This window comes from Aquirufa lenticrescens (assembly GCF_019916085.1).
Lineage (GTDB): Bacteria > Bacteroidota > Bacteroidia > Cytophagales > Spirosomataceae > Aquirufa > Aquirufa lenticrescens.
In genome coordinates, this window is record NZ_CP049834.1 from 255,023 (window position 1) to 275,954 (window position 20,932).

Sequence of the window (20,932 nt, forward strand, 5' to 3'; positions counted from 1 at the left end):
ATCTACAAAATAGGACCTTAATCCGGGAATTCTTAACAAAAAAGCAATGCTAAGTGCTTCCTATTCAAGCGATTATTTTTTAAATTGATGAGCAAATTAAATCGGTTTGTCTATGGCTCAGAAAGTGTTAGTCTTAAATCAGGATTACAGTGCGCTTACGATTTGTTCGATGCCTAAGGCCTTTCTTTTGGTCTATCTAAACAAGGCAGAATTAGTAGCTGAATCCACCACTGCAAAATTGCACTCTGTTTCTAAAACGTTTCCCTATCCTTCGGTCATTCGTTTGCAGCGTTATGTCTATTTTCCGTTCAAAGGGGTGATGTTAAATCGCCAAAACATCTTGAAGCGAGATAATCATACTTGTCAATATTGTGGTTCGAAAGATTTCTTAACGATGGACCATGTGTTGCCCAAATCACGTCAGGGGCGCACTTCCTGGGATAATTTAGTCACTGCGTGTAAGTATTGTAATTCGAAGAAGGGGTATATGACGCCAGAAGAAGCGGAGATGGTTTTAGCACGCCAGCCATTTAGACCATCTTTTGTTATGTTTTTGCGAAATTTTTCTGGAATTTTGGATCAACAATGGGCCCCGTTTGTGGGTGCTAAACTGGAGACCACCACATGAGTTTTAAAATATCGTTTATCGGTGCAGGAAACGTTACCTGGCACATCGCAAAGGCCTTAGAAAATGCCGGAAATTCTGTTCAGGAAGTCTTCAGTCGAGAGCCCTCGAAGGCAAAAGACCTCGTTTCCTATTTGTACAATGCGAAAGTGCACGAAGATTTAGATTTTTCGGAATCCGCAGCCACCGTCTTTTTCCTTTGTGTTCCAGAATCAGCTTACCCAGAGGTTTTAAAAGAATTATTATTGCCCAAATACGCGACACTGATTCTCGTTAGTGGCACATTTTCTTTAGCGGAGGCTAATTTATTGTATGATCCAGCACGGGAAAGCACGAATCAGATGGGCGTTTTTTTCCCTGTTCAGCATCTAGAGGCAGGTCGCCGAATCAAATTAGATCAAATGCCGATCTGCTTGGAAGTATTAGTAGAAGAGACGCAAAACACCTTAGTAGCATTGGCAAAAGATATCACAGATGCGATGTATTTAGTCAATGGGGAAGAACGAAAGAAGATTCACAAGGCAATGCTATTAGCCGGTGTTTTAACTCAAAATCTGTGGTCTCACGCTCAAGAATTGTTGCAATCGATTGAATTAGAACCAAGCCTTTTACACGGTCTGGTACAACAACATGTCCAAGCATTCTTTACGGGAAATCCACTTTCGAAGGAAATTTCGGACCCCCATTTACGCGAAGTGAATTTTCAAATCAACCAAATTCTGGAACGCAACCTTATTTAATTAGGGGGCGGTCCATATTTTGAATTACGATGTTTTTCGCGAATCCAAGTACGGTTATTTCACCCGTTTCTGAAGGATAGAAATAGTATAGACTATCGCCAGCCGTATTTTTTTGGATCGACGGAGGGATGTCTTGCTTTTGGCCTAATGAATAATCCAAGGCATCCATAATCTCGACCATCTTTGCATCTTTAAATGACGCTTTCAGGGAGGCTGGAGCACCCACACGAACCGAAATCTGAAGTGCTTTGGTCGCACTATCTAATTTCATTGCACCCTTTGACTGTATTTCTTGCCCCCACGTATCTACTTGATTGACGATATCTTGTGGTAAAACTCGCTTCACCTGTCTCGCTTTCATCTCCTTGACTGCCGCAGCGGTATCGATGCGTTTAGAAAAATCACAAGCTTGAAAGGCGATTAAAGCGAAAAGGAGTAGGGCGTGTTTCATCGTTTGGAGAATTTATGCAAAGGTATTCTAAACGAGGGCAAAGGGCAATGGATTTAATTACTATCTTTGCAACGTTTTTTAAAACCAAAATGTTATGCTGGAGCAGCTAGAGGCCATCCGAGAAAGATTTTTAGAAGTAGAACAACAAATTGCGATGCCAGAGGTGGTATCGGACTTGAAGAAATTCAAGACCTTGAGTAAAGAATACAAGGATTTGCAAAAGATCGTAGACCAATATATGGCCTACCAAAACTTGTTAGGCTCCATCGATGAGGCGAAACAAGTGATCGCTACGGAAAAAGACGAGGATTTTCGCGATATGGCCAAAGCGGAATTAGAAGAATTAGTTCCAGCAGAAAAAGAAATGCAGGAGGTTTTAAAGGAGATGCTAATCCCCCGCGACCCGAACGATTCGAAGGACTGTATCCTTGAGGTTCGTGCCGGAGCAGGTGGCGACGAGGCGTCTATTTTTGCCGGAGACATCTTCCGTATGTACCAACGTTATGCAGAGAAAATGGGTTGGACTTTCCAAATCATGGACTTCACAGACGGTACCGCAGGTGGCTATAAAGAGATTATCGCGTCCGTTCAGGGCGAAGATGTATATGCCAAATTAAAGTTTGAATCTGGCGTTCACCGCGTTCAACGCGTTCCAGCAACAGAATCTGCCGGACGTATCCATACTTCGGCAGCATCCGTTGCCGTTTTGCCAGAGGCAGATGAGGTGGACGTCCAAATCAACATGAACGATATCCGCAAGGATACTTTCTGTTCATCTGGGGCAGGTGGTCAGTCCGTAAATACGACGTATTCTGCGGTTCGTGTGACCCACATTCCATCTGGTTTAGTGGTTCAGTGTCAGGATGAACGTTCTCAGATCAAGAATTTTGACAAAGCGATGACGGTTTTACGTTCTCGTTTATATGAAATTGAATTAGCGAAACGCAACGCAGAAATCGCCGGAAATCGCAAGTCGATGGTAGGCTCTGGAGACCGTTCAGATAAAATTAGAACTTATAATTACCCTCAGGGCCGTGTAACAGATCACCGTATCGGCTTAACCGTTTATAATCTTCCTGTCGTAATGGATGGAGAAATCGCTGACTTTATTGAGCAGTTGAGGATTGCGGAGAATGCGGAGAGGTTGACTGAAGGGGCGGTTTAAAAGGACTTTTTGCAAAATTGGCCTACGTCATAATTTTCGCAAAAAGTCCTTTTAAACCTCTGGAAAAAAATGGTAGCTAAAAATGGCCTACGCCATATTTTTCCGAATTTGTTTTACTAAACCTCTGGAAAAAATGGTAATCGGTGAGTGGTAAATGTTGAATGAAAATTTATTTACCATTTACCATTCATCATTCACCATTTAAACTTTATTTCTGAATTCATACAAAAAGGGACGCGCTGCGTCCCTTTTTGTATTCCTCCTTTGTTCTTTTTGCTTTGTTCTTTGTGCTTTGTTAGAACGAGCTATATAAAAGGCCTTTGCCTTTTATATAGCTCGTTCTAACTTAAAGCTAAAACTCGTCCCCTTATCCACCTTCGAAAGCACCGTTATTTTACTGCCATGGGCTTGAACGATATGCTTTACGATGGACAGGCCAAGGCCGGTTCCGCCGCTGAGTTTGGTGCGGCTTTTATCGATTCTATAAAAGCGTTCGAAAATGCGGGGTAAGTGTTTTTCAGGGATGCCTGGCCCATTGTCTTTTACGGTGATTTGGTAGGCTTTTTTGCGATCTTCAATACTGACAGTTACTTTACCGTCTTGATTCCCGTATTTGACTCCATTATCGATAAGATTAACGAGCACTTGTTGTATACGTTGTGCATCCGCTTTTACATCGATTGCGGTGTCTGCGCAAATTAGTTGTAAACTAACACCTCGTTTCTTGGCCTTACTTTCTAATTGATCAAAGATGTCTTCGATTAGGGGTCTAAGGTTAATGCGTTTCTTTTCAATTTTAATGGCACCGGTTTCAATCTTAGAAACGGTTAATAGATCTTGCACTAAAACATCCAGGCCGTCCAAACTTTTGGCGGCTTTTTCGAGGAATTTTTGACGAATTTCCGGGCTTTCATCTGGATTGTCTAATAGGGTGTGGACAAAGCCTTGCGCTGCGAAAATGGGCGTTTTAAGTTCGTGGGATACGTCTGCGAGGAATTCTTGGCGGTAAACCGCGGCTTTTTTCAACTCCTTTACTTCGTCTTCCGTGGTGGAAACGTAGGCGGTTAGTTCTTTCTTCAAGAGTTCGATGGGGTTCTCTTTTTGGACTAATTGCTTGCGAGAAATTAAGGGGAAGTTCTTCTTTTTGATCTGTTTGATTTGGTCATATAAATCGTTGACTTCTTTGAAAACGAGGTTGTCCAAGGCAAAAAAGATCAGGATGGATCCAAAAATCAAAACACTGATAAAACTAACAAACAAGGTGGCAGAATCAGAGTGTGGAAGAAACGAAATGAACGCGGTTGCCACCCCAGCGATGACAAAGGCTAATAAGACAGAAAGGTAGCGAGGACTTAGCATGCTTGAAATTACGGATAATTTTTAAATTGTTGTACCTTTGTGCTTTGATAAGATCGCATGGAATTAAATTTATTGACTGCCATTTCTCCGGTTGATGGTCGTTACCGCAAACAAACCGCCGCACTTGCTCCTTATTTTTCTGAATTTGGATTGATCCAATACCGAGTGCGTGTTGAAATTGAATACTTTATTGCCTTGTGCGAGATTCCTTTGGCTCCCTTAAAAGGATTCCCTAAGGAACATTATGCGGCATTGCGCTCCATGTATACGAATTTCACGGAGGCGGATGCGACGTGGATCAAGGATACCGAAAAGGTGACAAACCATGACGTAAAGGCGGTAGAATATTTTATCAAAGACCGAATGCTTGCACTTCCTGGCGATATGAGCCCCTTTGTGGAGTTCATTCACTTTGGTTTAACGTCTCAAGATATTAACAATACAGCGATTCCATTATCGATCGCTGAAGCTCATCGCGAGGTAATTTTGCCAGCCTACCAAGCAGTAGTAGCTACTTTAGATGCCTACGCGACGGAGTGGAAAGAAATTCCGTTATTAGCTCACACCCACGGACAACCCGCTTCTCCTACGCGTTTAGGAAAAGAAATTAAGGTTTTCGTAGAACGATTGAATCGTCAATTAGACCTGTTAGCGCAAGTTCCTTTTACGGGAAAATTTGGTGGAGCGACCGGTAATTTCAATGCGCACCAGGTGTCATTCCCAGAGATTAATTGGCCACAATTTGCAGCGAAATTGCATGCCGATTTAGGTATCAAGCGTAGTCAATACACGACTCAAATCGAGCATTACGATAATTTAGCAGCCTATTTCGATGGCTTAAAGCGTTTAGATACGATTTTGATTGACTTGTCGAGAGATATTTGGCAATACATCTCGATGGGGTATTTCAAGCAAAAAATTAAAGCAGGAGAGATTGGTTCATCCGCGATGCCTCACAAGGTAAATCCGATTGACTTTGAAAACGCAGAGGGTAATTTAGCCATGGCAAATGCCTTCTTTGAATTCTTGTCTGCGAAGCTTCCGATCTCGCGTTTACAACGTGATTTGACGGATTCGACGGTGTTGCGTAACGTGGGAACGCCTTTGGCGCACGTCGTGATTTCGTTGAATTCCTTGCAACGTGGTTTGGGTAAGTTAGAATTGAATAATAGCAAAATCCAACAGGATTTAGAAGATAACTGGGTGGTTATCGCAGAAGCGATCCAAACCGTATTGCGCCGCGAAGCTTTCCCTAAGCCTTATGAGGCCTTGAAAGATTTGACACGCCACCATGGAAAGATTGATCAAGCTGTTTTCCACGCATTCATTGATGGCTTAGCCGTTTCGGATGCGATCAAGGCAGAATTGAAATTAATCTCACCATTTAACTTTGTAGGCCGCGACGAAAATTAAGCCGCAACCCCTGATTACTGAATACTGATAAGATTATAGATAATAGAGTAGAGAGTAGAGAGTAGAGATGGTGAATGGTAAGTGGTGAATGTTTCCCTCCAGACTACTGGATACTGTTTACCGACTACTGATTACCGACTACTGATTACTGACTACTGAAATGAACCGTTTAATGCACATCGCCCTCGTGGTAGCCGATTATGACGAAGCCATCGCTTGGTACACTCAGAAATTAGGTTTCACTCTAATCGAGGACACCGTTTTGAGTGATGTGAAGCGTTGGGTACTAGTTCAACCATCTGGCGAAGGTTCTTGTCAATTATTGCTGGCAAAAGCAGCGACAGACGAGCAAAAATCAAGAGTAGGCAATCAAACGGGTGGACGCGTATTTCTGTTCTTGCATACGGATGATTTTGAAAGGGATCATGCGAATTTGATCGCTCAGGGCATTACGATTGTACGCGGTCCGAGCGAGGAAGAATATGGTAAAGTGCTCGTATTCGCCGATTTATATGGAAATTTATGGGATTTGATCGGTTAAAATTTTGATTTTACTGATTTCCCTCTACATTTGTATCAAATAACAACACAATGACAAAAGCAACATACAACAAAAACTGGTGGCAAGGATAACAATCCCTGAACAGTTTCGCTGTGTGTACATGATATGTTTACTAAAGGCTTGCTGTTCAACAGTAAGCCTTTTTTTATTAATTTTGCCCTTTGAAACATGTCTAGCATAAATATACGAACTTCACGGAAAACACTTTTGGCAGATACGCTGACGCCAATTGGAATCTTTTTGAAGATTCGCAAAAACTATAAGAACTCTGTCATTTTAGAATCGGCAGATTACCACGGCAAGGAGCATGGCTTTTCGCACATTGCTTTTGATCCCGTGGCGCGCTTCGAATTGACGGATTCGAAAGTCACCCAAACTTTTCCAGACGGAACGCAAGAGAATTTCACTTTAGCGAATCGCCACGATGCGGTAGCGGCGTTGAAGAGCTTTGCGGATCGATTTGATTTTAAGAAAGAAAAGGTAGATTCTCCCATGGCGAACGGGCTTTTTGGCCATATCTCCTATGATGCGGTAACCTATTTCGAAGATATCGATATTCAGGCTAAAAATCCGGAATCAGCAATCCCGTCTATTCGTTATTATGTGTACCGTTACGTAGTGGCGGTGAATCATTTTAACAACCAAATGAGCCTCTACGCTCATAGCTACGATGGTTCTGAGCCTAGCTTTGATACCATTACGTACCTGTTAGACATGCCGCATTATGCGACTGCGTCTTTCGCTCGTCAAGGGGAGGAGATCAGTAATTTAACGGAAGACCAAACACGCGAAATTGTCAATACCTGTATCAAACACTGTTTGCGTGGGGACGTTTTCCAAATCGTACCTTCCAGACGTTTTGCCCAAAAATTCCAAGGCGATGATTTTCAAGTCTACCGTGCCCTTCGCTCGGTGAACCCGTCGCCCTATTTGTTCTATTTTGATTACGAAGAATACCGGATTTTTGGAGCTTCTCCTGAGAAGCAAATTAAGATTGATGGTTCCGTTGCGGAGATTCATCCGATTGCAGGAACATTTAGACGTTCAGGCGATGATGCGCGCGATGCGGAATTAGCCCAGGCCTTGATCGCGGATCCGAAAGAATCGGCGGAGCACGTGATGTTAGTGGATTTAGCTCGGAACGATTTAAGTCGTTCTGCCGATAATGTGAAAGTGGAGACGTTCAAGGAGGTTCAATTCTTCTCGCACGTGATTCACTTAGTTTCTAAAGTGACAGGGCACTTGCAAAAGGGCGTGAATCCCTTGCAAATGGTAGCGGATACATTCCCGGCAGGCACTTTAAGTGGTGCGCCTAAACACAATGCGATGACGATTATTAACCGCTTGGAGCCCACAAATCGGGCTATTTATGGCGGGGCGATCGGATTTATGGATTTCGAGGGTAATTTCAATCACGCCATCGCGATTCGTACGTTTTTGAGTAAAGGAGACACCTTGTTTTTCCAAGCCGGAATGGGCGTAGTCGCGAAGTCCGTGGTGGAAAGTGAGATGCAGGAAATTCACAATAAACTAGCCGCCTTGCGCAGAGCATTAGAGGTAGCAGAAAATTTAGCCTAAGGATATGAAAGTTTTAGTGATAGATAATTACGATTCCTTTGTGTACAATTTGGTCTACCTGTTGAAGGAATTAGGCACAGAGGTGGACGTGTTTCGCAATGATAAAATTTCCCTAGAGGAAGTGGGTAAATACGATCAAATCTTGTTGTCGCCGGGTCCAGGGATTCCGTCGGAAGCAGGAATTATGATGGATTTATTGAAGGAATATAAGTCGACCAAAAAAATTCTAGGCGTCTGCCTAGGACACCAAGCAATTGCGGAGGCTTTTGGCTCCCAACTAAGTAATATGGGCGAGGTGTTACATGGGGTGACGACCGAATGCGTGGTGACGGATCCTACGGAACGTTTGTTCTTAGATATTCCCTCTCGCTTCGATGTGTGCCGCTACCACTCGTGGACGGTCGTTCCATCGACGATGCCAAGTGACTTAAAGATTAAAGCGCAAGATGACAAAGGTTTTGTGTTAGCGGAGGCGCATTCAAAATACGATGTGCGCGGGGTGCAATTCCACCCGGAGGCGTTTTTGACGCAGCATGGATTGCAAATGATTAAAAATTGGATGAAATAAGAATGAAAGATATATTAAATAGACGGGCAGCGGGAGAAGCGTTATCAGAAAACGATGCAAGAGAGATATTGCTGCGTATTGGGCAAGGAGAAATAAATCCAAGTCAAATCGCCGCATTTTTATCCTCTTATTGGTTCAATCCGATTCAAGTCGATGAGCTGAAAGGGTTTGTTTCAGCGATGATGGAACTAGCTATCACGGTGGATCTTTCGGAATTTGATGCGATGGATGTGTGTGGAACGGGTGGAGATGGGAAAGATACCTTTAACATTTCGACGACGTCCTCTTTCATCATTGTGGGTGCCGGCCAAAAAATCGCCAAACACGGCAATCATGGCGTTTCCTCTTCGGTAGGGTCGTCGACGGTGTTGGAGTTTTTGGGGTTGAAATTCAATAATGATCCGAAGATCTTGAAACGCAAGATGGAAACAGCGGGGATGTGCTTCTTGCACGCGCCACTTTTTCACCCAGCGATGCGCTTCGTGGGCCCTATCCGCAAGGAATTGGGGATGAAGACTTTCTTCAATTTGTTAGGACCTTTATTGAATCCTGCCAAAGTCAACAAGCAAATCTCCGGCGTCTATTCGCCAGAAGCGTTTGCCTTGTATGAAGGATTTTTTGCCGGTTCAGGCAAACAATACGGCATCGTTTATGCGGAAGATGGTTACGACGAAATCTCGCTAACCTCTGCGTTCCGTTTAACCACTGCTGATGGAGCTTCGATTTACAATCCTGGAGATATTGGCTGCGAAGTGGTGGCACAATCCGAATTGTTTGGTGGTTCTACGGCGGAGGCATCTGCGAATATGTTGTACAGAATATTGCAGCGCGAAGGCACGCCAGCACAAACGCAAGCGGTTTTAGCGAATGCGGGAGCTGGTTTGTTTGTCGCAGGCAAGGCAGGAAGCCTAGTGGAAGGATATGCTTTAGCGAAGGAATCCTTAGAAAGTGGTCGTGCTTTCCAAGCTTTCAAGAAATTTATAATGGATTAAGATGAGCATATTAGACCAAATCATAGCCACCAAAAGACAGGAAGTTGCCGCTTGCAAAGCGCGCACCACGACTGCTCAGCTCGAAAAACAAGGTTTTTTCGCGCGCGCTTGTCATTCTTTATCGATGTCTTTAGTTCAGCCGGCTTCCACGGGAGTCATTGCTGAATTCAAGCGTAAATCTCCCTCGAAAGGCATCATCAATGACCGTATGGGTGTGGATGTGGTGACAAAAGGCTATGTGGAAGCGGGTGCGGCCTGTTTATCGGTGTTGACGGATGAATCCTATTTTGGAGGAACCTATGCTGATTTCGACTTAGCTAGACGCACGAACCCGAATACGCCTATTTTGCGCAAAGACTTTATGATCGATGAATACCAAATCATCGAAGCGAAGTCCATGGGTGCGGACGTGGTGCTCTTGATTGCGGCGGCTTTAAGTCCTGCCGAAATCAAAACATTAGGAACCCTAGCGCGTTCATTAGGTATGGAAACCTTGCTCGAGGTGCACGATCAAGAAGAATTGGATCGTTCGCTGGGAGACTATATTTCCGTGGTAGGAGTGAATAACCGGAATTTGAAGAATTTCTCGGAACAAAATGTGGAGGCCTCTAAAGTTTTGGCATCCAAAATACCGTCCCAATTCGTCAAGGTTTCGGAAAGTTGCATTTCCGGGCCGGAGATCATTGCGGAATTAAAGACCTACGGTTACCGAGGTTTCTTGATAGGCGAAAGCTTTATGAAGACCGATAACCCAGGAAAAGCCTTAAGCGACTTTATCAACTAGGTATGAAGTGGAAAGTATGTGGCATGCGGGAACCCGAAAATATCCAAGAAGTGGCCGCTTTAGGGCCAAACTTTATGGGCTTTATTTGGGCACCTAAATCGCCACGCTACGTAGGACAAGACTTTATCATTCCGGCTTTGCCTGAAAAAACGAAGGCGGTAGGCGTGTTTGTCAACGAAACGACTGACAACATTATCGCTTTGTCTAAAAATGCTGGCTTCTCGGTCGTGCAATTGCACGGAGAAGAGGGCCAAACAGAAATAGAAGCCTTACAAGCCGCCGGATTACAGGTCATCAAGGCGATTAGCGTGGGCTCAGCGAAAGATCTCGATCTAACAGACCAGCCTGATTTTTATTTGTTTGATACGAAAAAAGGGGCTCAGGTAGGTGGAACGGGTGAACATTTTGATTGGTCACTATTAACGCATTATAAATTGGATATCCCCTATATTTTAGCAGGCGGATTGCAGGCTAGGGATGTGGAAAAGGTGAAGGATTTTCCGGGCTTATATGCTTTGGACTTTAATAGTAAACTCGAAATACGTCCTGCATTTAAGGATGTCGAGCAAGTGAAAGAACTAGTAAAACAGCTATAAATATGTCATTTAATGTAGATGAGCGTGGGTATTACGGGAATTTTGGCGGGGCCTTTATTCCAGAAATGTTATACCCGAATGTCGAGGAATTACGTTCCCGCTATTTAGACATTATCGCGGAACCCTCTTTTCAGGAAGAATTCCACGCCTTATTAAAGGATTACGTGGGTCGTCCTACGCCGCTTTTCAAGGCGGAGCGTTTGTCTGGGAAATACAACACGAATATCTATTTAAAGCGCGAAGATTTGTGTCACACCGGTGCACACAAGATTAATAATACGATTGGCCAAATCCTCGTTGCGAAACGCCTTGGGAAATCAAAAATCGTCGCAGAAACAGGTGCTGGACAACACGGCGTGGCCACAGCCACGGTTTGTGCCTTGATGGGTATGGAATGTATCGTCTACATGGGTGCCATCGACATCGAAAGACAAGCCCCTAACGTGGCGCGTATGCGGATGTTAGGTGCTCACGTAGTGCCGGCAACATCCGGTTCAAAAACCTTGAAAGACGCCACCAATGAGGCGATGCGCCACTGGATTAATCATCCGGTAGATACCCATTACATCATCGGTTCGGTGGTGGGACCCCATCCTTACCCGGACATGGTCGCTCGTTTTCAAGCGGTTATTTCGGAGGAGATCCGTTTCCAATTACAAGAGAAAGAAGGCCGCGATTACCCCGACTACGTGATTGCGTGTGTGGGTGGTGGATCTAATGCGGCTGGTGCGTTTTACCATTTCTTAGACGAGCCACGCACGGCATTGATCGCAGCGGAGGCTGCAGGTTTAGGTGTAAATTCTGGCCATTCAGCTGCGACGACTTTCTTAGGAAAGCCGGGCGTGCTACATGGTAGCAAGAGTTTATCGATGCAAACCGAAGATGGCCAGGTGATCGAACCTTATTCGATCTCTGCCGGCTTAGATTATCCTGGAATTGGGCCTATGCACGCGCATTTGTTCGAATCAGGACGCGCCACTTTTTATGGGGTAACTGATGAGGAGGCCTTAGTGGCTGCTGTGGAATGCTCCCAATTAGAGGGAATTATTCCGGCTTTAGAGACGGCACATGCTTTGGCCGTATTCGAAAGATTGCAAGCTAAGCCGAATGAAATTGTAGTCGTTAATGTTTCCGGAAGAGGGGACAAAGATTTAGCGACTTACCAAAACCGTTTAAAATTGAATGACTAAGATGAACAGAATTTCAGCTCTATTCTCCAAGGCGACTGAGCCTATTTTAAATGTATATACCACGGCTGGTTTTCCTCGTTTGGAGGATACGATGACCGTTTTGAACGCGCTGCAAGCAGGAGGCGTCGATATTATTGAGGTAGGAATGCCTTATTCTGATCCAGTGGCCGATGGGGAAACGATCCAGCTATCGAATCAAGCCGCTTTAGAACAAGGAATGAGTGTGGCACATCTTTTCGAGCAATTGAAAGACATGCGTCAAACAATCACGGTACCCGTTCTTTTGATGGGTTATATTAATCCCGTTTTACAATACGGCGTGGAGGCTTTTTGTGCGAAATGCGCGGAAGTAGGCGTGGATGGATTGATTTTACCAGACCTGCCTATGGTAGAATACGAGGCATCCTACAAAGCCATCTTTGAGAAATACGGCTTATACAATATCTTATTGATCACCCCGCAAACCAACGATGAGCGTATTCGCCACATTGATTCAGTTTCAAAAGGATTCATTTACATGGTCTCTTCTGCAAGTACGACAGGGGCAAAAACAGGTATTTCTGCTGATCAGGAAGTTTATTTCTCCCGGATTGCATCTATGAATTTACAAAACCCTCGTTTGATTGGTTTTGGAATCTCAGACCACGAGAGCTTTTTGAAAGCATCTAAAAATGCGTCTGGAGCCATCATTGGTAGTGCTTTTGTGAAGATGATCGCGCAGGCGAAAGACCTTAGCGCTGAGATCGTTGCCTTTGTGCAGTCGATTAAAGGTAAAAACTAAGCAAATGTTTTTGGAAAGAAATATTTTTCCTATCTTTGCAACCCCAATCAGACGATCTTATGCACAAGTGGGCCGCTAAGCGCTGATTATCATCAAATAAAAATTAGTTCAGATGAGCGATTTAATTAAATTCGTAGAGCAAGAAAACGCAGCACGTAGAGGAGAACACCCTGAATTCGCTGCAGGAGACACAGTTAACGTACACGTGAAAATTCGTGAAGGTAACAAAGAGCGTATCCAGGTTTTCCAAGGTTTAGTTATCCAACGTAAAAATTCTGGTGCTGGTGAGTCTTTCACAGTTCGTAAGATCTCTAACGGTATCGGTGTTGAGCGTATTTTCCCAATCTTGTCACCAAACATCGACAAAATTGAAGTATTACGTCGTGGTAAAGTACGTCGTGCACGTTTATATTACATGCGTGGTAAGCAAGGAAAAGCGGCTCGTGTTAAAGAGAAGAAAAAATAGGTTTGAAATTTTTTATATAGAAGAGAGCTGTTCAGAAATGAGCAGCTTTTTTTATGGCCATATGTCAGTAATCTCAGCTAGAATTTTACTTTTGTAGGTAAATAAACCTATTGAAATGAAAACCAATGCTTCGAATCGCCGCGAATTCTTGCACAATGCAAGTATGTTAGGCGGTATGGCCTTTTTGCCTAGTTCTTTAAAAGACGCCACCAAGACTTTTGCACCTGCAACACCTGAACGCATCATTGCGCCGCGTTTAAAATTTGGGGTGGTGGGAATCAATCATGGACATATCTATTCCATGGCGAACTCCATCATTCGGGGTGGTGGGGAGTTTGTCTCTTATTATGCGAAGGAACCGGATTTAATTAAAGATTTTGCCAAACGTTATCCACAAGCCAAACTGGTGAAAAGCGAGGCCGAGGTCTTAGAAGATCCTTCCATCAAATTAGTCCTTAGCTCCATTACGCCTAACGAACGCGCTCCTTTAGGAATACGTGTGATGCAGCATGGGAAAGATTATATGGTGGATAAGCCAGGAATCATTAGTTTGGAACAATTAGCAGAGGTTCGTAAGGTTCAACAAGAAACGAAGCGAATCTATTCGATTTCATTCAGTGAGCGTTTTGAAAACAAAGCAACCGAGCTTGCGAGTCAGTTAGTGGCCTCAGGAAAAATAGGTAAAGTGATGCAAACCTTAGGAACAGGACCTCACAGAATGAGTGTGAATTCTCGTCCTGATTGGTTTTTTGACACGAAATATTACGGAGGAATTATCACGGATATTGCTTCCCACCAGGTAGATCAATTCTTACATTTTACGGGTTCGACGCAAGGAGAAGTAGTTGCTTCCCAAATCGCCAATCACCATCATCCACAATACCCTAAATTCCAAGATTTTGGAGATTTGATGCTTCGAAGCAATAAAGGCTCTGGCTATATTCGGGTAGACTGGTTTACGCCTGACGGCTTAAATACCTGGGGCGACGGTAGACTGACCATCTTAGGAACAGATGGTTATATGGAAGTACGAAAAAATACGGATATCGCCTCTCCACATGGAACAGGAAGCCATTTATACGTGGTGACGAATAAAGAAACGGTATATATCGATTGCAAGGATGTCAACCTGCCACATGGTGAATTACTCGTGAATGATGTACTGAATAGGACGGAGACGGCGATGACTCAAGCGCATTGTTTCTTGTCTACGGAATTAGCCTTAATTGCGCAGAAAAATGCAACTAACATATCGATCAAAGCATGAAACGGAGAAAATTTATCAATAACCTAGCACTAGGTGCTGTGGGCACATTCGGTTTCCCTACCATCGTTCCAGCAAATGTGTTAGGCGGAAAGGATGCCCCTAGCAACAAAATCAACATCGCCCAAATCGGCTGTGGACGCATCGCGCGCACCCACGATTTGCCCGGCACCTGGAAGCACGACAAGGCGCGTATCATGGCGGTTTGTGATTTAGATCGCCACCGTACCGAGGAGACGAAGCAATTAGTCGAAGAATACTACACGAAGAAAACAGGTCAATCGAATTACATCGATGTGAAGATGTACGATGATTACCGCGAGATGCTTTTAAATAAGGACATTGATGCGGTGATGATTAGTACGCCGGATTTCTGGCATGCACAACCAGCGATGGAAGCGGCCCTAGCAGGGAAAGATATTTACTTGCAAAAACCTACCTCTCTGACCATTCACGAAGGTCGTCAATTGGCTAATGTGATTAAGAAAACGGGTCGCATTCTGCAAGTAGGAACGCAACAGCGCTCTACTTCTCAATTTAGAATTGCTGCCGAATTAGTGCGCAACGGACGTATCGGAAAATTACATACGGTGAAAATCGGTTTGCCAGGCGATCCTTCGGGACCTCCTGCCCCAGCGATGCCGGTGCCGAAAGGATTCAATTTCGACATGTGGTTAGGCTCTACCCCAGAAATGGCTTACACGGAAATTGCGGTGCATCCACAAAAAGGCTACGATCGCCCGGGTTGGTTGCGTATGGAGCAATTTGGAGCGGGAATGATTACCGGTTGGGGTCAGCACCACTATGATTCCGCTGCTTGGGGAATGGATACCGAATTAACAGGTCCTATTTCAGTAGAAGCGGTGGCGGAGTTCCCGAAGTCAGGCCTTTGGAATGTACACGGAGACTTTATGTCGAAAGCGGAATATGCTAACGGAATCACGATGTACACTTCAGGAGGTTACCAAAACGGTATTCGCTACGAAGGGTCAGAAGGATGGATTTTTGTTTCGCGCGGCGATTATGCAGCAACACCTAGTGATCCAACGGCGAAAGTGCGTTCTAAAGCCTTAGATGCGTCTGATCCGAAGATTTTGCAATCCGTAATCGGCGAGAAAGAAACACACTTGTATCATTCGGAAGATCAACACGGTAACTGGTTAGATTGTATCGAGTCACGTAAGGAGCCGATTTCTCCGATTGAGATAGGGCACCGCGCTTGTACGGTTTGTTTGATCACGCACGTAGCGATGAAAATACCACGCAAATTGCAATGGGATCCTACGAAGGAACACTTTGTAAATGATGCGGAAGCGAATACTTGGTTACGTAGAGCACAGCGTGCTCCATACGGAACGGATCGGATTAAGTTTTAGATTTTTTCAACCTTTCTAACGTTCTTGTTGATGGTGTCAGATTCAACGACTCCATCGCGCAAACGAATGATACGGTGGGCATATTGGGCAATATCGTCTTCGTGGGTAACCATGACGATGGTATTGCCTTTTTTGTGCAATTGATCGAAGAGATCCATGATCTCATACGAGGTTTTGGTATCTAAGTTACCAGTAGGTTCATCGGCTAATAAGATCGAAGGGTCATTCACTAAAGCACGAGCTACGGCTACACGCTGTCTTTGTCCCCCTGAAAGCTCGTTCGGCTTGTGTAAGGCGCGGTTGTCTAGTCCTACTCCTTTTAACGCGTTCATCGCGATTTCTGTGCGTTCTTTCTTGGTGTATCCTGCATAGATTAGAGGCAAGGCTACGTTTTCAAGTGCTGATTGGCGGGGTAGTAGGTTAAAGGTTTGGAAAACAAAACCGATTTCCTTGTTTCTTACCGCCGCTAATTCATTTTCTGACATCTCAGATACATCTTGTCCATTCAAGATATATTTGCCTGTAGAAGGCGTATCTAAGCAGCCTACAATGTTCATTAAAGTGGATTTGCCAGAACCAGATGGACCCATAAAAGCCACGTATTCTCCTTTGTTTACCGAAATATTGATGTCCTTTAGGGCGTCAATGATTTCTTCGCCCATCACGTAACGTTTTGAAATAGATTGGGTCTCGATAATTTTAGTCATAGCAATCAAATTAATGAACTCAAAAATACATCCATTCTAGGAAACAATTCTCCTTTTTAGACAAAAGATAGCGGGGGAGGATGAATTGAGCGTGGGAAGGATGAGAGGTTTTGGCATAAAAAAAGCCCGAACAAATCGCTCGGGCTTTTCTCTATCTTCAAAGAATCTTACAATCCTTTTGCTTTCTTAACTACTTCGTCAGCGATGTTTTGCGGAACGAATTCGTAGTGAGAGAACGTTAACGATGCTGTTGCACGTCCTGAAGACATCGTACGTAAATCTGTTACGTAACCGAATAATTCAGAAAGAGGCACATCAGCCTTCAAGATAACGGCTCCTTGACGAGAATCCATACCTTTCATGATACCACGACGACGGTTTAAGTCACCTGTGATAGGTCCAGTATATTCGTCTGGAGTAACAACGTCAACGGCCATGATAGGCTCCATTAACTTAGCACCAGCTTGTTTTGCTGATTCTTTGTAACCCATACGAGCAGCTAATTCAAATGATAATGAATCTGAATCGACATCGTGGAAAGATCCGTGGAATAAACGAACTTTCATTGAATCCATTGGGTATCCAGCCAAAGCACCATTTTTCATTGCTTCTTCGAAACCTTTTTGGATAGCTGGAATGAATTCACGAGGAATCACACCACCCACGATATTGTTAACGAACTCTAAACCTGGTTTGTCATCTTCTCTTGGTCCGATTTCAAATACGATATCAGCAAACTTACCACGACCACCTGATTGTTTCTTGTAAACCTCACGGTGTTCGGTTGTCTTAGTTAAAGACTCTTTGTAAGCTACTTGAGGAGCACCTTGGTTTACTTCTACCTTGAACTCACGACGCATACGGTCGATAATGATCTCTAAGTGAAGCTCACCCATACCCTTGATGATCGTTTGACCAGTCTCTTCGTTAGATTCAACTTGTAGAGTTGGATCTTCTTCGATCAATTTAGTGATCGCTTTAGAGAAGTTGTCTGCATCAGCCGTTTTCTTAGGCTCGATAGCGTACCCGATAACTGGCTCTGGGAAGTCCATTGCTTCTAATACGATAGGGTGTTTCTCATCAGAAAGAGTATCACCCGTTTTGATGTCTTTGAAACCTACTACCGCACCAATATCACCAGCACCTAAACGCTCGATAGAGTTTTGCTTGTTCGCGTGCATTTGGAAGATACGAGAGATACGTTCCTTATTTCCTGAACGGTTGTTCAATACATAAGAACCTGAATCTAATCCACCTGAATAAGCACGGATGAAACATAAACGACCTACGTAAGGGTCAGTTGCAATTTTAAAGGCCAAAGCCGCGAATGGCTCAGTCTCACTTGGCTTACGTAAAATCTCTTCGCCCGTATCTGGGTGAGTTCCACGAACACCTTCTTTATCCATTGGTGATGGCAAGATAGCCATTACATAATCCAACATTGTTTGAACACCTTTGTTTTTGAAAGATGAACCACAAAGCATTGGAACGATTTTCATAGAGATCGTAGCTGCACGTAAAGCGGCTAAGATTTCATCTTCTGAGATAGACGCTGGATCTTCGAAGTATTTCTCCATCAAAGACTCATCAAACTCAGCTACTGCTTCTAATAATTTCTCACGGTATTCAGTCGCCTCTTCTAACATATCATCTGGGATAGGCACCTCAGTGAATGTCATTCCTTTATCTGCCTCGTTCCATTTGATACCACGGAAGTTAACTAAGTCAACTACCCCTTCGAATCCTTCTTCAGCTCCGATAGGCAATTGCAAAGGCACTGCGTAGCTACCTAACATTTCTTTCACTTGCTTACACACGTTTAAGAAATCAGCACCTGAACGGTCCATTTTGTTAACGAAACCGATACGTGCTACGTTGTAGTTATTCGCTAAACGCCAGTTAGTCTCTGATTGAGGCTCAACACCATCTACTGCAGAGAATAAAAATACTAGACCATCTAATACACGTAATGAACGGTTTACCTCTACTGTAAAGTCAACGTGACCTGGAGTATCGATAATGTTGATGTGGTAATCTTGATCGCGGTATTTCCAACCTACTGTCGTTGCAGCCGAAGTGATCGTGATACCACGCTCTTGCTCTTGCTCCATCCAGTCCATTGTTGCCGCACCATCGTGTACCTCACCAATTTTGTGGGAAACCCCTGCATAATACAGGATACGTTCCGTAGTGGTAGTTTTACCCGCATCAATGTGCGCAGCAATACCGATGTTTCTAGTGAATTTTAAATCGCGTGCCATTTTAAAAGGTTAATTATGAAATGATTTTTTTAATCCGTTTGTGAATCGTTTGTTAATTATCAAGTACTTGGACTACATTCTCGTTCGAGTACTTGTTTAGGGGTGCAAAATTACTGAAACTTAGTTAAATACAAAAGTTTTTTCAAAATGATTAACGCCTTTTTACAATTACTTTATCCCAAATGTTGTTTTGCTTGCAATCAGGTGCTTATTCGATCTGAAAATTGGATCTGTACCCGCTGTCGATTCGAACTACCTAGCCCCGGATTATTCCTAGAACAGCCTAATTGGATCTCTCACAAGCTTGACGGGTTGATTGAGTATGATCGCGTGCACGCCTATTATGTGTTTTCGGAGGGAGGAAAAGTACAACATTTGTTGCACCAGATTAAGTATATAGGGCAGGAAAGATTAGGCGAATATTTGGGGAGTTGTGTAGGGCGGTCCTTTTCGGTTAAAGAATATGATTTGCTCATCCCAATGCCACTACATCCTTCTCGGCTGAAAGAACGAGGTTATAATCAAGCCGCATGTGTGGCAAAGGGGATCGCGCGCGCATCCGGCATTCCCATTTCTGAAACGCATTTATTAAGAACGAAACAAGTTTCGTCGTTGATCGGGTTGAATCGAGCAGAGCGTTATAAAACTTTAGAGGAGGTATTTGAAGTCATGCGACCAGGCGAACTGGACGGCTTGCGAATTTTGCTAGTGGACGATACGTTGACGACGGGCGCGACATTTTTAGCGGCAGGGGCTAAAATAAAAGCAGCCAGCACGGGGAAATTGTCTTTCCTAGCGCTGGCTGCTTTAAAATGAGTATACTTCTATCGCTTTGTTGGTTTTCCTGGAGCGAACATCGCGCAGCGGAAACCGATGGTAGAAGAAGATTCGTTTTTGTCTAAATAACGACGGGTACCTGGAGATAACCAATAAGGGCCATCAGCCCAAGAGCCGCCTTTGTAGACTTTGGCATTATCGTTAATTAAGGAATTACCTTTATCGTATAATTTTGCTGGATCTTGTGCCTCACTGCGACGGGCTGGATTTAAATCGTTTGCGTCGTCTAGAGTCAAGGGACGATACGTATCCATTGTCCATTCGTTCACGTTTCCAGCCATATTGTATAGACCAAAATCATTCGCAGGATACGAGTAAACCTCGGCTGTAATCATAGCACCGTCATTTGAACGACCCGCTAGACCCGAATAATCTCCACGTCCACGCTTGTAATTCGCTAACATCTGACCACGCGTTCTACCAAAAGGCTGGCGCATCGAAGGCCCATCCCAAGGGTAAATACGTTGATTTTCTTGATTTTCATCCTCTTGCTGCGTACCAATCATCGCTTTCGCCGCATATTCCCATTCTGCTTCGGTAGGCAGACGGTATTCCGGTAAGATCAAACCAGATTCCATGTTAGCAATCGGATTCTTGCGATTTCTTGGTTTTCCTTTCGGGAATGCCACATTTTTATTTACGACTGCTGTTCTCCACGCAGCATAATCATTCGCTTGCTTCCAAGTCACACCTACCACAGGGTACATGCGGAAACCTGGGTGGCGGAAATAATGGGTTACATAGGGATCATTGAAGGCTAATTCGTCTAACCAAACCGTGGTATCAGGCAAGGCTGCAGTATACGCATTCAAGGTAGAATCACGCTTGATCGCATCTAAATACTCTAAATAATGCAAGTTGGAGATTTCCGTTTCATCCATGTAAAAGGATTGAATCGTAACGGTACGCTGACGGTTGTCATTGCGCTTCATCACGTCTTCCTCGCCACCACCTAGGGTAACGCGACCTCCTTCAATGAAGACCAAATTAGGTCCCACGATAGGTCCTTTGTAGGATTTATTGACTTGGAATCCCCCTTTTTTGTTGTTGTAGGCCAAACCCGTAACAGTGGATTTCTTACCCACTTTCAGGCTGTTCGGATTACCATTCTTTAGTCCGCTAGGGCAAGAGGTGAGCAAAAACACACAGCTAAGTACTCCTAGGATCAATCTTAATTTCGTACTCATTTATATTCCTTTAATATAGAATCAATTAAC

The 20,932-nt window shown here is 44.0% G+C and carries 21 protein-coding genes; 16 read left to right on the top strand and 5 right to left on the bottom strand.

Going from position 1 to position 20,932, the window contains the following annotated elements; all coding sequences use genetic code 11:
* Positions 1-112 precede the first annotated feature (112 nt).
* Together G9X62_RS01205 and G9X62_RS01210 are read left to right on the top strand one after the other, a co-directional pair.
* Positions 113-628: an HNH endonuclease gene (locus G9X62_RS01205; protein WP_223131004.1), complete on the top strand. Its 516-nt coding sequence runs from the start codon at positions 113-115 to the stop codon at positions 626-628.
* The gene (locus G9X62_RS01210; RefSeq protein ID WP_223131005.1) at positions 625-1,365 is read left to right on the top strand and encodes a DUF2520 domain-containing protein; all 741 of its coding nucleotides are present in this window, start codon (positions 625-627) and stop codon (positions 1,363-1,365) included. Before G9X62_RS01205 ends, G9X62_RS01210 begins: the two co-directional genes overlap by 4 nt.
* Here the strand turns inward: G9X62_RS01210 and G9X62_RS01215 are convergent.
* Positions 1,358-1,816, bottom strand: coding sequence for a hypothetical protein (locus G9X62_RS01215; RefSeq protein WP_223131006.1), 459 nt, complete (start codon positions 1,814-1,816; stop codon positions 1,358-1,360). The genes G9X62_RS01210 and G9X62_RS01215 overlap by 8 nt on opposite strands.
* A gap of 94 nt (positions 1,817-1,910) precedes the next feature.
* Between G9X62_RS01215 and prfA the strand changes: the two genes are divergently transcribed.
* Positions 1,911-2,981, top strand: coding sequence for a peptide chain release factor 1 (gene prfA, locus G9X62_RS01220; protein ID WP_223131007.1), 1,071 nt, complete (start codon positions 1,911-1,913; stop codon positions 2,979-2,981).
* 327 nt (positions 2,982-3,308) lie between these two features.
* Here prfA and G9X62_RS01225 read toward each other — a convergent pair whose 3' ends face one another.
* Positions 3,309-4,340 (bottom strand): sensor histidine kinase, encoded by a 1,032-nt coding sequence (locus G9X62_RS01225; protein ID WP_223131008.1) that lies wholly within the window; start codon positions 4,338-4,340, stop codon positions 3,309-3,311.
* 57 nt (positions 4,341-4,397) lie between these two features.
* Between G9X62_RS01225 and purB the strand changes: the two genes are divergently transcribed.
* The 12 genes from purB to G9X62_RS01285 all read left to right on the top strand — a co-directional run bounded on the left by purB (position 4,398) and on the right by G9X62_RS01285 (position 15,910).
* Positions 4,398-5,753 (top strand): adenylosuccinate lyase, encoded by a 1,356-nt coding sequence (gene purB, locus G9X62_RS01230; RefSeq protein ID WP_130894786.1) that lies wholly within the window; start codon positions 4,398-4,400, stop codon positions 5,751-5,753.
* A gap of 160 nt (positions 5,754-5,913) precedes the next feature.
* Positions 5,914-6,294: a VOC family protein gene (locus G9X62_RS01235; RefSeq protein WP_223131009.1), complete on the top strand. Its 381-nt coding sequence runs from the start codon at positions 5,914-5,916 to the stop codon at positions 6,292-6,294.
* Between the two features lie 189 nt (positions 6,295-6,483).
* Positions 6,484-7,893: an anthranilate synthase component I family protein gene (locus G9X62_RS01240; protein ID WP_223131010.1), complete on the top strand. Its 1,410-nt coding sequence runs from the start codon at positions 6,484-6,486 to the stop codon at positions 7,891-7,893.
* A gap of 4 nt (positions 7,894-7,897) precedes the next feature.
* A complete protein-coding gene (locus G9X62_RS01245) occupies positions 7,898-8,461 on the top strand; it encodes an anthranilate synthase component II (RefSeq protein ID WP_223131011.1) in 564 nt (187 codons plus the stop codon).
* 2 nt (positions 8,462-8,463) lie between these two features.
* Positions 8,464-9,453, top strand: a complete 990-nt coding sequence (gene trpD / locus G9X62_RS01250; RefSeq protein WP_223131012.1) for an anthranilate phosphoribosyltransferase — start codon at positions 8,464-8,466, stop codon at positions 9,451-9,453.
* 1 nt (position 9,454) lies between these two features.
* Positions 9,455-10,237 carry an indole-3-glycerol phosphate synthase TrpC gene (gene trpC / locus G9X62_RS01255; RefSeq protein ID WP_223131013.1) on the top strand — a complete coding sequence of 261 codons (783 nt, stop codon included), beginning with the start codon at positions 9,455-9,457 and terminating at the stop codon, positions 10,235-10,237.
* 2 nt (positions 10,238-10,239) lie between these two features.
* Positions 10,240-10,833 carry a phosphoribosylanthranilate isomerase gene (locus G9X62_RS01260; RefSeq protein ID WP_223131014.1) on the top strand — a complete coding sequence of 198 codons (594 nt, stop codon included), beginning with the start codon at positions 10,240-10,242 and terminating at the stop codon, positions 10,831-10,833.
* A gap of 2 nt (positions 10,834-10,835) precedes the next feature.
* Complete coding sequence (trpB, locus tag G9X62_RS01265) at positions 10,836-12,023, top strand: tryptophan synthase subunit beta (RefSeq protein WP_223131015.1); 1,188 nt, start codon at positions 10,836-10,838, stop codon at positions 12,021-12,023.
* Between the two features lies 1 nt (position 12,024).
* A complete protein-coding gene (gene trpA / locus G9X62_RS01270) occupies positions 12,025-12,804 on the top strand; it encodes a tryptophan synthase subunit alpha (RefSeq protein WP_223131016.1) in 780 nt (259 codons plus the stop codon).
* A gap of 112 nt (positions 12,805-12,916) precedes the next feature.
* Positions 12,917-13,270, top strand: a complete 354-nt coding sequence (gene rplS, locus G9X62_RS01275) for a 50S ribosomal protein L19 (RefSeq protein ID WP_130894795.1) — start codon at positions 12,917-12,919, stop codon at positions 13,268-13,270.
* Positions 13,271-13,385: 115 nt separating this feature from the next.
* Positions 13,386-14,537: a Gfo/Idh/MocA family protein gene (locus G9X62_RS01280; protein ID WP_223131017.1), complete on the top strand. Its 1,152-nt coding sequence runs from the start codon at positions 13,386-13,388 to the stop codon at positions 14,535-14,537.
* Entirely contained in the window at positions 14,534-15,910 is a 1,377-nt protein-coding gene (locus G9X62_RS01285) for a Gfo/Idh/MocA family protein (protein WP_223131018.1), read from the top strand. Before G9X62_RS01280 ends, G9X62_RS01285 begins: the two co-directional genes overlap by 4 nt.
* Here the strand turns inward: G9X62_RS01285 and G9X62_RS01290 are convergent.
* Together G9X62_RS01290 and fusA are read right to left on the bottom strand one after the other, a co-directional pair.
* Positions 15,907-16,617 carry an ABC transporter ATP-binding protein gene (locus G9X62_RS01290; protein ID WP_315857623.1) on the bottom strand — a complete coding sequence of 237 codons (711 nt, stop codon included), beginning with the start codon at positions 16,615-16,617 and terminating at the stop codon, positions 15,907-15,909. The genes G9X62_RS01285 and G9X62_RS01290 overlap by 4 nt on opposite strands.
* Before the next feature lie 167 nt (positions 16,618-16,784).
* A complete protein-coding gene (fusA, locus tag G9X62_RS01295; RefSeq protein ID WP_223131019.1) occupies positions 16,785-18,878 on the bottom strand; it encodes an elongation factor G in 2,094 nt (697 codons plus the stop codon).
* A 147-nt stretch (positions 18,879-19,025) separates the two neighbouring features.
* Here fusA and G9X62_RS01300 point away from each other — a divergent pair, with 147 nt between their 5' ends.
* On the top strand, positions 19,026-19,694 hold the full coding sequence (locus G9X62_RS01300) for a ComF family protein (protein ID WP_223131020.1): 669 nt from the start codon (positions 19,026-19,028) through the stop codon (positions 19,692-19,694).
* An 8-nt stretch (positions 19,695-19,702) separates the two neighbouring features.
* Here the strand turns inward: G9X62_RS01300 and gldJ are convergent, their stop codons facing one another.
* Positions 19,703-20,902 (bottom strand): gliding motility lipoprotein GldJ, encoded by a 1,200-nt coding sequence (gldJ, locus tag G9X62_RS01305; protein ID WP_223131021.1) that lies wholly within the window; start codon positions 20,900-20,902, stop codon positions 19,703-19,705.
* Positions 20,903-20,932: the final 30 nt, after the last annotated feature.